Source organism: Aphanizomenon sp. UHCC 0183 (assembly GCF_009712065.1).
GTDB lineage: Bacteria > Cyanobacteriota > Cyanobacteriia > Cyanobacteriales > Nostocaceae > Dolichospermum > Dolichospermum heterosporum.
In genome coordinates this window covers 31,830-43,745 of the sequence record NZ_VILC01000031.1, presented here as the reverse complement: position 1 = coordinate 43,745, position 11,916 = coordinate 31,830, and the positions used below count along the sequence as shown (strand labels likewise).

10 protein-coding genes are annotated in these 11,916 nt (G+C 37.0%); 7 read left to right on the top strand and 3 right to left on the bottom strand.

Features of this window, described 5'->3' with window-relative positions; genetic code table 11:
• The first annotated feature begins 82 nt into the window (after positions 1–82).
• The 3 genes from FJR37_RS12800 to FJR37_RS12790 all read left to right on the top strand — a co-directional run bounded on the left by FJR37_RS12800 (position 83) and on the right by FJR37_RS12790 (position 4,565).
• The gene (locus tag FJR37_RS12800) at positions 83–1,813 is read left to right on the top strand and encodes an ATP-binding protein (protein ID WP_039199949.1); all 1,731 of its coding nucleotides are present in this window, start codon (positions 83–85) and stop codon (positions 1,811–1,813) included.
• Positions 1,814–2,446: 633 nt separating this feature from the next.
• Entirely contained in the window at positions 2,447–3,430 is a 984-nt protein-coding gene (locus FJR37_RS12795) for an RNA polymerase sigma factor, RpoD/SigA family (RefSeq protein ID WP_039199951.1), read from the top strand.
• Between the two features lie 436 nt (positions 3,431–3,866).
• Entirely contained in the window at positions 3,867–4,565 is a 699-nt protein-coding gene (locus FJR37_RS12790) for a hypothetical protein (RefSeq protein WP_168466190.1), read from the top strand.
• A 299-nt stretch (positions 4,566–4,864) separates the two neighbouring features.
• Here FJR37_RS12790 and cobO read toward each other — a convergent pair whose 3' ends face one another.
• The 3 genes from cobO to FJR37_RS12775 are packed head-to-tail and all read right to left on the bottom strand — an operon-like array spanning position 4,865 to position 6,178.
• Positions 4,865–5,551, bottom strand: a complete 687-nt coding sequence (cobO, locus tag FJR37_RS12785) for a cob(I)yrinic acid a,c-diamide adenosyltransferase (protein WP_039199955.1) — start codon at positions 5,549–5,551, stop codon at positions 4,865–4,867.
• A gap of 22 nt (positions 5,552–5,573) precedes the next feature.
• Entirely contained in the window at positions 5,574–5,888 is a 315-nt protein-coding gene (locus FJR37_RS12780) for a DUF5615 family PIN-like protein (protein WP_168466189.1), read from the bottom strand.
• Positions 5,885–6,178, bottom strand: a complete 294-nt coding sequence (locus tag FJR37_RS12775) for a DUF433 domain-containing protein (RefSeq protein WP_039199959.1) — start codon at positions 6,176–6,178, stop codon at positions 5,885–5,887. Before FJR37_RS12775 ends, FJR37_RS12780 begins: the two co-directional genes overlap by 4 nt.
• Before the next feature lie 311 nt (positions 6,179–6,489).
• Here FJR37_RS12775 and speY point away from each other — a divergent pair, with 311 nt between their 5' ends.
• From speY to FJR37_RS12755, 4 genes are all read left to right on the top strand, one after another.
• Entirely contained in the window at positions 6,490–7,638 is a 1,149-nt protein-coding gene (speY, locus tag FJR37_RS12770; RefSeq protein ID WP_039199960.1) for a deoxyhypusine synthase, read from the top strand.
• 175 nt (positions 7,639–7,813) lie between these two features.
• Positions 7,814–9,781, top strand: coding sequence for an ATP-binding protein (locus tag FJR37_RS12765; protein WP_039199964.1), 1,968 nt, complete (start codon positions 7,814–7,816; stop codon positions 9,779–9,781).
• Between the two features lie 504 nt (positions 9,782–10,285).
• Positions 10,286–10,825, top strand: a complete 540-nt coding sequence (locus FJR37_RS12760; protein ID WP_152608806.1) for a Dps family protein — start codon at positions 10,286–10,288, stop codon at positions 10,823–10,825.
• 37 nt (positions 10,826–10,862) lie between these two features.
• Positions 10,863–11,630: a ChaB family protein gene (locus FJR37_RS12755; protein ID WP_053540284.1), complete on the top strand. Its 768-nt coding sequence runs from the start codon at positions 10,863–10,865 to the stop codon at positions 11,628–11,630.
• Positions 11,631–11,916: the final 286 nt, after the last annotated feature.

The following is an 11,916-nucleotide window of genomic DNA, read 5'->3' as shown; positions in this document are numbered from 1 at the left end:
TATCAATATTTCCTGTTCCCTGTTCCCTGTTCCCTGTTCCCTGTTCCCTGCTATAACAACGAACAACGAACAACAAACAAAAATGAATTTGGGATTACCATTAGGTTCTGTTATTGAAGGTTCTCTGACTGGGGGTTTGGAGGTCAGATTACACCCAGATATTTCTGTCGAAGATATGCGGGTAGGTAAATTTCTCGTGGTACAAGGGATGCGATCGCGCTTTTTCTGTATGCTAACAGATGTATCCTTGGGTATGGCGAATGACCGCATTACAGCTAGTCCTCCCAATTGGGAAGATAGCTTTCTGCGTGAAGTATTAGCAGGTAGCGGTACTTATGGGATGATCAACCTAGCACCCATGTTGATGTTTACCCCTGAATCTCCAGAATCTGGCTTTTCTAACAATGGTAAATCCCCTAATTCTTTTATCCCATCGTCCACTGGTTTAGCATCCTTTCAACCCCAAACCAGTACGACGATGGAATTATTACCTGTGAAAACTATTCCTAGTCACTTTAGCCAAGTTTACGAAGCCAATGAGGAGGACTTCCGCAAAGTGTTTGGCTGGGAAGATGACCCTCATCGTAACAACTTTTCAATCGGTAAACCCTTAGATATGGATGTGCCGATTTGCATTGATTTAAACCGCTTTGTGGAACGGAGTAATGGGATTTTTGGTAAATCGGGGACTGGGAAATCTTTCCTGACGCGCTTAATTTTAGCCGGGGTTATTCGTAAAAATGCGGCTGTTAACTTGATTTTTGATATGCACTCAGAATATGGTTGGGAAGCAGTCGCAGAAGGAAAGAACGTTAATACTGTAAAAGGTTTAAAACAACTATTTCCCGGACAAGTTGAAGTTTACACACTTGATCCAGATTCAACTAAACGCCGAGGTGTAAGAGACGCACAAGAACTATATCTAAGCTATGAACAGGTTGAAGTTGAAGATATTAAACTATGTAATCGTGATTTAGGACTTTCAGAAGCGGCTTTAGATAATGCTAATATCCTCTTTACAGAGTTGGGTAAATCGTGGATTATTCAATTACTAAATATGAGTAATGAAGATATTGAGATGTTTTGTGACGAAAAACGCGGACACAAAGGCTCAATTATGGCATTACAGCGGAAACTTTTTCGCTTAGATAGTTTAAAATATATGCGAAGTGCTTGTCCGCAAAATTATATTAAAAATATCGTCCAATCTTTAGAAGCTGGAAAAAACGTAGTTATCGAATTTGGTTCCCAGTCCAATATGCTCTCATATATGTTGGTGACAAATATGATTACCAGACGGATACATGAGCATTATGTCAAAAAAGCTGATAAATTTCTCCAAAGTAAAAATCCTTTGGATCGGCCGACACCATTAATGATTACAATAGAGGAAGCACACCGCTTTCTTGACCCAGGAGTGGTACAAAGTACAATTTTTGGAACTATTGCTAGAGAACTACGAAAATATTTTGTCACGCTTTTGGTAGTTGATCAACGTCCATCAGGGATAGATAATGAAGTCATGTCTCAGATTGGGACTCGAATCACCGCTTTGCTGAATGACGAAAAAGATATTGATGCTATTTTTACAGGTGTATCTGGTGCGGGTGGTTTACGCTCAGTCTTAGCTAAGTTGGACTCTAAACAACAAGCTTTAATTTTGGGTCATGCTGTTCCTATGCCAGTAGTCGTGCGGACTCGTCCCTATGATTCTACCTTTTATTCCGAAATTGGTGCGATCGCTTGGGAAGAAAAAACAGATGAGGAAGTATTCACCGCTGCTGAACTAGCAAAAGCAGATTTAGGTTTTTAGTAGTTTCAAGTCAATAACGGACAACAGACAACAGACAACAGACAACAGACAACGGACAACGGACAACAGACAACAGACAACAGACAACGGACAACGGACAACGGACAACGGACAACGGACAACTAACAATTTCGTAACATCCCTCCATTATCCAAGTAGCTCAGTTCGGTTATCCGGCTAATCAAAAGCAACTTTGGAGGGGTTTTCGCGTCACTATGGATATGCGAACACAGTTTTTGGAAGTTAAAAAAAAATAGTTTCCATAATCATCAACTTTTTGGCTTGATGACTAGAGTATTTATTATCTGGGAACTTTACTATTGACTCTGTTTGTCGTAACATAAAACCAATGTAAACTCATACTGACTCCGGTTTCAAAACGACTACTAGATAACTTAAACAAAAGAATTCTAGCCACCAACCCAATGTATTTCTGCTAAAACTCCAAAATCAAAATTATAGAGAGGGTAAGGAGACATATTTTTAGACTAACAACATCTTCATAAAGTTGGATCAATATCAATCATGCTTGATGGTAGCTTTTCATATCCAGTGATGTATATTGTAAGCTTACGAATTGCCTTTGTTAAAAAAATATTGATTATGTTTAAGGAGTAGAGGATAAAAGCACCAATGCCTACAGTTAAAAATCATACAGAGAATGTCAATGCCAAATTTACCGCTGATATGGTCAGAACCTATCTGCGAGAAATTGGTCGTGTACCTTTGTTAAGCCGTGAACAAGAGATTATCTACGGTAAACAAGTACAGCAGATGATGGCGCTGCTAGAAGCTAAAGAAGCTTTGAGGAAGGAAATTGATCATGAACCTAGTTTATCAGAATGGGCTGCCCGTGTTAATCAATCAGAAACAGAAATAAATCATCTGATGGTACAAGGTAAGCGAGCCAAGCAAAAAATGATTGAGGCTAATTTACGCTTGGTTGTAGCTATTGCAAAAAAATATCAAAAGCGAAATATGGAATTTCTGGATTTAATCCAGGAAGGTACTTTGGGATTAGAACGGGGTGTGGAGAAATTTGATCCTATGCGGGGTTATAAGTTCTCAACCTATGCTTACTGGTGGATTCGTCAAGCAATTACCAGAGCGATCGCCCAACAAGGTCGAACCATTCGCCTACCAATCCATATTACCGAAAAATTGAACAAAATTAAAAAAGTTCAACGGGAGTTAGCACAAAAGCTAGGAAGATCACCCTCACCGACAGAAATCGCCAAAGAACTGGAGTTAGAACCGGCTCAGATTCGTGAATATCTGAATATGGCGCGTCAACCAGTCTCTTTAGATGTGCGCGTCGGTGAAAACCAAGATACCGAATTACAAGAAATGTTGGAAGATGACGGTCCTTCCCCTGAGTATTACACTACTCAAGAGTTTCTACGTCAAGACTTGAATAATTTACTTGCAGAACTCACACCCCAACAGCGTCAAGTTGTCGCCTTACGCTTTGGTTTAGAAGATGGAAATGAAATGTCCTTGGCGAAAGTTGGTGAACGGTTGAACCTCAGTCGGGAACGAGTCCGCCAATTAGAGCATCAAGCCCTTGCACATTTACGTCGCCGTCGAGCTAATGTCAAAGAATACGTTGCCAGCTAAAACAGTATACACGCAACAGCGTATTTTGAAGCATTCCTCTTGGTGATGCGCCTCCTGAGTTCAAAACAGGGGGCGATTTTTTTTGAAGAAATAGAAAAGGTTCTGCAAATTTCTGATTTATTTTGCGAAATCTGTAGATGGGAAGTTGTATTTACTGGCAGATCAATACAAGAATTAAACAATGAAACAGGCTGAGAATTTTCAATCTCGATTTTACATCCCTCCGGTGGAGGATTTTATGAAGTGATGGATAAATTTATTAACTAATGATAATCTGAGATTATTCCCCAAATTTACATAAATGGTGAGTTTTTGCTGAATTTAAAATTAAATATATAGATAAAACTTTTGAGGGAATCGTCAGTAATGAGTATTCAGTTATTATGGCAAAAATCCAGTAAAGAACAATAGTTAGCTTTATTACAGGAGAAATCCGATGCTTAATCATATTTCCAAATTAATGACTTCTAGCCAATTTAAATTTCCCATTGTTGGACTAATTGTTTCGGTTGGTATTTTAGGTATTAGTTATTCTAGTCAACAACATTACAAACTCCTCTCGTCAACAGCCTTAACTACTAATTATGTAGTACCTATCAACCAAAGACAAATTAACTTTGATCCTGCTGTGATTAAAGAGGAAGCTATGCAAAAATCACCAGTGAATATTTCTAATCAGATATCTACTGATAAGTTAACAGAAAATATCACAGCATTATCTACAAATACGAGAGAATTGGGGAGAAAAGGACAAATCCAATTTCCCGAACAAGATGGGACTTATCTTTATGGACAATCATCCACACCAAATGAATTAGGACAAGGTTACATTCTCTTTCAAAAACAACAAAGTAAAATTATTGGTGCTTTGTATTTTCCTCACTCTGAATTTAGTTGTTTTCAAGGAACTTTGGCTAAGTCAGGAGAATTAGCAATGACGGTGAAAAGTTCTCCCGGTGAAGTTGGTGCAATAGAGGTTGCTACAGCTAGTACAATCCCTAAAGTTAATGAAAATGAGTTCACAACTTATCCTTATTCAGTAACTTTACAAGACTATCATCAGTTGAGTTCTGTAAGTTCTAATGATAGGGAAATTTTGCAGATGTGTCAACAAGAAAGCGATGGTTTTAAATAAGTAGGTGGACGTAAATAATTGTCCTTGGGATATAGCATTTTTTAGTGAGGTACAAGAACCCCACCCCCAACCCCCTCCCCGCAAGCGAGGAGGAGGCTATAAATATACTCGATATGATTAGGAACGCAAATTTAATAACCTGCAATTCTGACTTAACCTGAAATGGTGCGTTACGCTGTCGCTAACACACCCTACTTTTGCACTTTATTTAATTCATATTCCTTAGGAAATGCTATAAAGCAGGGAGAAATAAGTTAATGACCAATGACCAATGACCAATGACCAATGACCAATTTGAATTAATACTCAATTCCTGCTTGAGCTTTCACCCCTTGATCCTTAAAAGGATGCTTAACTAATGTCATTTCAGTGACTAAATCGGCTTTTTCAATTAATGCCGGTGGTGCGCCTCTTCCCGTGAGAATTACGTGCTTGTCTGCTGGTTTTTGAGCTAAACCCGCTAATACTTCTTCAACCTGTAAATAACCCAGTTTCAGAGCAATATTAATTTCATCGAGGAGAACTAATTTAAAGTCTGGGTTGTTGATAAATTCTAGGGATTTTTCCCAAGCAGCAGCAGCTTTATCAAGATCACGATCACGATCTTGAGTTTCCCATGTAAAGCCTTCTCCCATTGCATGAAATTCGAGTTGGTTTTCCCAGTGGCTAAAAGCACGTTTTTCTGCTGGTTCCCATGCGCCTTTGATGAATTGCACTATGGCTACTTTATGTCCATGTCCGAGCGATCGCAATACCATTCCCAAAGCTGCTGTAGTTTTACCTTTACCATGACCAGTATTAACGATAATTAAGCCTTTTTCCGGTATGGCTTTAGCTATACGTTGATCTTGGACTTCTTTCCGTCGCTGCATTTTCTGACGGTATTTCTCATCAGTTTGGGATGATGAAATCACCTCATCAATTAACCGGGAAATTTCTTGATCTGCTGGATCTGTATTTAGTTCTTCTGGTGTGTCGCTTTTCATAAACCCTGTTGATAAATAACTGTTAACACTCAGCAGCCAGTTTCAATAATCCTCGGAGTTGTTGACCAACTGAGTATTGCTGTTGTGAAGCCAAAATTATGCCAGTATGACTTTTATCTTCAGCTATAAAATCACGATGTAATCTGCAAAAATCACCGATATTGAAACTATAAATTACTCGCTTTTGTTCTGTTGCCCATATTAGTTGTTCTTCATCGGCATAACCCAATCTCTTAACATCGGCAACTGTAACAACATCCAAATCAGCATTTCTTAATGCTTGTATAAGTGCGGTTTTGATAGTGTCTTCATCCAAATAGAAGCAAATACGATTCACGAGAGATATCCTGTTTTATATTCTGCTTCAAGTCGCTGACATTCTTCTTGATATGCGGCAAATTCAGCATCGAGTAACTCCTTATTAGCATAATAATAAGCCAACGCAGTGTAAATACCTGCAATTGTCAAAAAAGGCTTATCTTCAATAATTTCTTCTGGAGTCATACCAGATTTAATCTCATTGACAATATACTGAATAGTAATGCGAGTGTCTGCAATGCGCGGACGACCACCACAAGTACCTGGTGTGCTAACAATCAAAGTGGAAATGTCTGTGAGGGTTGGCATCGGTTTCTGACTTAATCCTCTGAAATAATCTTATTGTAAACCGAAAAGAGCGATCGCATTTCTTATTTTTGAGAGTGAGTGCGATCGCTTTGAGTGCCAGTTATACGAATTGTGTAAGTAGGGCTTGCTGAATAAGTTGTCTGTGAGGGCAGGGAACAGGGAACAGTTTTAGGATATCTTTTACATCTTGTTTCATTTGCCCCTCGTAAAAACCACTAATTTACATCGCTTCAGAACATTTTAGCAACTTCCGTACATTTGAATGCGATAACATTATATCCAGTGTATTTGCTATTCAGGATTTCCCAAAAATGTCACAAAAGCCAGGTAAGAAAATTGCACCTATTCCCATGTCTAAAAATGTTAGCGTGGTTGACTTGATTGATACCTATTTTACCGCTTACAACTCAGCCCGGTTGCGGGAAGCCTGTCAACTGCTAACTAAGGAAGTGTTTCAAGAGGGTGTGACTGTGGGAGTTAGCCTATCTGGGGCGATGACACCAGCCGGTTTTGGCGTTTCCGCCCTTGCGCCCCTAATTCGCAATGGTTTTATTGACTGGATGATTTGCACAGGTGCGAATCTTTACCATGATATGCACTATGGTTTGGGTTTTGAACTATTTGCCGGTAGTCCCTTTTTAGATGATGTCAAATTACGAGAAGAGGGGACAATTAGAATTTATGACATTGTTTTTGGTTACGATGTACTGCTAGAAACGGACGCTTTTATTCGCAAAGTTCTCCAAGCTGAACCCTTCCAAAAACGTATGGGAACTGCGGAATTTCATCATTTACTGGGTAAGTGCGTCTGGGAAATAGAAAAGCAATTGGGTGTGAAAAATTCCTGTTTATTGGCGACAGCTTATGAGTGTGGCGTACCTATTTATACTTCTTCTCCTGGGGATAGTTCCATAGGGATGAATGTCGCCGCTTTGGCTTTAGAAGGTTCAAAGCTGGTAATAGATCCTTCTATTGATGTCAATGAAACAGCAGCGATTGTTTATGGGGCGCGAGAAAACGAGGGGACAAGTGCGGCGGTAATTATTGGTGGTGGTAGTCCTAAGAACTTTTTATTACAAACACAACCGCAACTTCACGAGGTTTTAGGATTGGAAGAACGGGGACATGACTTCTTTGTGCAGTTTACTGATGCCCGTCCTGATACTGGTGGTTTGTCTGGGGCGACTCCTGCTGAAGCTGTGAGTTGGGGTAAAATTGACCCAGATGAGTTACCTAGCGCTATTGTTTGTTATACCGATAGTACAATTGCTCTACCTTTGGTGACAGCATACACTCTTAATCAATGTCCACCCCGTCCCCTAAAGCGGTTGTATGATGGACGGGAAGCTTTATTAGATACTTTGCAGAAAGATTATCTAGCGGCTAAGGACAAGCCTGTGAGTGAGGGTAGTAAGGAAAAAACGGCTACTTATCCTTGCGGTACACCTGTGAAAGGTTAGGGTTTTAAAGTCATATTAGTAAGGTGCGTCAGCAGCTAATAATTTATTAAGTTTGACGCAACCTACTAACTTATGAACGATTAATCTCCCATTTATTATGATATATTGTGGATGGTTCCAATCATTTTAAAACTTGATACATGATATAACATCACAAATCATCCAATATAAAAATATGAAAAATATTCAAATTACTTCATTAGGTATCAACCAAGCACTTAAAAACCATGATTATTTATCATCCATTGCAGAATATATATGGAACGGTTTTGATGCGGAGGCTACTGAAATTAATATAATAATGCAATCTGATGACTTGGGAAGAATATCAGAACTAAAAATTATAGATAATGGATGTGGTATTGCTGATCCAAATAGATTTTCACTCTTTTATGAATCGAATAAACAAATTAATTTTGGTACTGCCAAGAATCTATCACATATTCACGGTAACAATGGTATAGGCAGATTAACTTTTTTTACTTTTTCTTCCTCAGCACAATGGGATACTATTTATGAAAAAGAAGGAAAAAGATATAGTTATAGCATAAATATAAATCATAAACAATTGGATAACTATGATATCTCAGAAGAGGTAGAAACTGATAAAAAAACAGGAACAACAGTTTTTTTTGATGATATTCATACAATTACATCTAATGATTTTAATGATGATCTTAATATCTATCTATATAGAGAATTTAGCTGGTTTCTTGAACTAAATTCAATGAAAAACTTTTCAATTAAAATAAATGATATGGATTTAGATTATAAATCTAATTTCATTAGCGATTTCACTGAATTAGAACATAAAATTGGTCAATATTTATTTAATTTGAAATTTATTCGCTGGTCTCAATCTCTAAAGAATGAATATTCCAGATATTACTGTATTAATTCCAAAGGTGAAGAAATAGATAAAAATACAACTACTCTTAATAATAAAGGTGATCATTTTTCTCATAGTGTTTTTGTTAAAAGTGAGTTCTTTGATCAAGAACATTTTGGATGGAGAAATATACAGAATAAGCAAATTTATAATTCTTTGATTCATTTTATTAATCAACAGCTTCAAAATAGAAGAAAAATTTTTCTGAAGACAAAATCGGATGTAATAATAGATGAATTTAGAAGAAATAATGCTTTCCCAAGATTTAGTAATAATACTTGGGATCAATACAGAAAAGCTGAACTTGAAGATTTTATCAAAGAATTATATCAGGTAGAGCCAAAAATTTTTAGTTCTCTCAATATTGAACAAAAGAAAGTATTTGTTCATTTTTTGAATTTAATTCTTGATTCAGATGAAAGAACTAAATTAATTGATGTATTAGGAGAAATTATCAAGTTAACTTCTTCTGATTTAGAACATTTATCTGAATCTTTAAAAGTTACCAAACTTACAAATATTATTAAAACTGTAAGATTAATAGAAGATAGATACAGAGCTATTGATCAGTTGAGAAATTTAGTTTTCAATCAAGATTTAGAAGCTAACGAACGAGATCATATTCAAAAATTTGTAGAAAATCATTACTGGATTTTTGGTGAGCAATATCATCTTGTAACTGCTGCTGAACCAAAGTTTGAAGAAGCATTACGTAGGTATACTTATCTATTAAGAGGAGAAAAGCCTATTGTTTCTATTGATCATCCTGACAAGAATAAAGAAATGGATATATTTATGGTACGGCAGCTTTTAAATAATTCTTCTATCAATAATGTAGTTGTAGAGCTAAAACATCCTCAAAAGAAGCTTGGTTCAAAAGAATTAGAGCAGGTTAAAAAATATATGGGAGTAATTTTGGAACAAGATGAATTTAATGCTTCTAACGTGACTTGGGAATTTTATTTAATTGGTAATGATTTTGACAAATCTAAATATATTGAAAGAGAAATACAAAGTGCTAAGTCTCATGGTGAAAAATCTCTAGTACAGGTTGTTGATAATTATAAAATTTATGTTAAAAAGTGGAGTGAGATATTCACTGAGTTTGATTTAAGACATAAATTTTTGTATGACAAACTTGAATTAGAGAAGGCACAACTTAATATGGATGCTAGAAGTGCAAACGAAATCATTAGTAATATCCATAGCAATAGTGCGGTGCAACCTTCTCAACGTGTTATTCCAGAAAATTAAAATTTTTGTAACTTTATAAGTGAAGAGGCTTAACATCCGGTTAAAAAGTTGTTATCGTAGATTTGATAAGGAAGAACTATTTGCTATTTTTCAAAGCCAGTTGATATCCTACATAAATCCATTGATTAACGCATCTTTATCCGCGTTTATCTACGCTCATCCGCGTACCCTTATTCTTGCTATTCTCTCCTCAGAGTGATTTTTATAAATTAACTAATTATAAATAAAAGCCAATTGCCAGAAGGCTTTTTGGAAAAAATTATAGGTAACAAGAAGTAAATATGATTTATCAAGAATAAGCACGATCTCCTCATTTTCTTCAAAAATTTAGGAATATGGATGATTTTCAGCTTTGGCTTGATTACAAAAGAAAAATAATCAGCATATTCCTAAATATATAAAAGTAACTGAACATTAATCTTACCTTTGATTGATGTAGATCATGTCTGTATTTTGAGAACATATAAGGTGTTTACGTGCTAATCGGAATTAATAATAATGACCATACATAAGATAAACATTGGTTTGACAGAAAAGCAGCGTCAAGGTGTGATGAATTTGCTAAATCTTGATTTAGCAGATGCCAATGTACTGCTAGTAAAAACGAAAAAGTATCATTGGGATGTTGTCGGTCCGCAGTTTCGCACCTTGCATAAACTTTGGGAAGAACACTATCAAGAACTGACAATAAATATTGATAAAATAGCTGAAAGAATTCGGACTTTGGGCTGTTATCCAACTGGTACAATGGCAGGATTTTTAAGTATTGCGACCCTCAAAGAACATAGCGATAAAATTCCTACAGCAACCAAGATGGTGACTCAATTGGTGGAAGATCATGAGCAGATTATTCGCAATTTCAGAAATCATATAGATCAGTGTAGTGAAGAATTTCATGATCAAGGTTCTGCTGACTTTTTAACTGATTTGATGGAAAAACATGAAGAAATGGCTTGGATGTTGCGTTCATTTATTGAAGGAGAAGCAGTAGAAGCGGATGGAAAAAAACAACCAGCAGCAACTAAAGTTCCGGTGGGTGTGTAATTGATATTTGTCAACACAAAATATTAGGAGTAAAGAAGTGCCAGAAGCATATCAAGCAGAACGTACCATCTCCGCTGTATTTAAAGAAGAGAAACAAATTGATAATGTAATTCGGCGGTTACTAGATAGAAATGTCCCCAAGGATAATATTTCGGTAATGGGGCGAAATTTTCAGTCAGAAACGCGAATTTCTGGTTTTATTACAAAGCGAGATGTGATTCTCGGAGGTTTGAGAACAGGAGCAATTTTTGGTTCTTTGTTTGGTTCGTTCCTGAGTTTGCTTACAGGTGTAGGTGTATTGTTTGTTCCCTTTGTTGGGCCAATTGTAGCAGCAGGTCCAATTGGGGCGATATTATTAGGGGCTGCAAGTGGAGCGATCGCTGGTAGTGCTGGTGCAGGTTTAGTATCAGTTCTGACTGCTTTAGGAATGCCAGAAGACAAGGCTACACTCTATCAAACCCGCTTAGAAGCTGGTGAATTTTTAGTGATGGTAGAAGTACCGAGCGATCGCAGTGGCGAATTTCAATTAATTCTCGAAAGTGCTGGTGGTGAAGAAATTAACACCATTGAAAAAACACTACCCCATCCTTGTCCGGGAATCTGTAACAATCCAGATGATTTATCGCCTGAAGTTCGCACCCATCTTTCCCCAGAAGCCCAGCGGATCTTCATGCAACGTTATAACACCGCCCTGAATGAAAATATGGACGAACTTACATCTGAACAAATGGCTTGGGATGAAGTTCATAAACAATTTGATGAAGACGAAAATGGAGTTTTTTCAAAAGTTAAAGTTTTGCGCTAAGGATATGCAAACAACAAATTGCACAATCTAGCAAAAAATATTTATCTAGTTATTAATCTGGAGAAATACTTTTGCGTTGCGGGCATACTATGGCTAACGCCACGCTACGCTATCGACAAGCTCAGTACAAGTCTTGCCCGCTATTTAGATCCAGGAACAGGTTAATCGCCCCTACATTTATTCATCAAATGTCTATTTACTACTTTGCTGTTTAATTGCTTGTTTTACCACTTCGATATCTAAGGGAACACCAAAAAATAAATTACCCAATTTTGTGGGATGGGCA

Excerpts from the sequence above, each read along its gene's own strand:
- FJR37_RS12765 (WP_039199964.1), top strand. The coding sequence starts at position 7,814 with ATGAAAAATATTCAAATTACTTCATTAGGTATCAACCAAGCACTTAAA.
- FJR37_RS12775 (WP_039199959.1), bottom strand. The coding sequence starts at position 6,178 with ATGCCAACCCTCACAGACATTTCCACTTTGATTGTTAGCACACCAGGT.
- cobO (WP_039199955.1), bottom strand. The coding sequence starts at position 5,551 with ATGAAAAGCGACACACCAGAAGAACTAAATACAGATCCAGCAGATCAA.
- FJR37_RS12795 (WP_039199951.1), top strand. The coding sequence starts at position 2,447 with ATGCCTACAGTTAAAAATCATACAGAGAATGTCAATGCCAAATTTACC.
- speY (WP_039199960.1), top strand. The coding sequence starts at position 6,490 with ATGTCACAAAAGCCAGGTAAGAAAATTGCACCTATTCCCATGTCTAAA.
- FJR37_RS12790 (WP_168466190.1), top strand. The coding sequence starts at position 3,867 with ATGCTTAATCATATTTCCAAATTAATGACTTCTAGCCAATTTAAATTT.
- FJR37_RS12800 (WP_039199949.1), top strand. The coding sequence starts at position 83 with ATGAATTTGGGATTACCATTAGGTTCTGTTATTGAAGGTTCTCTGACT.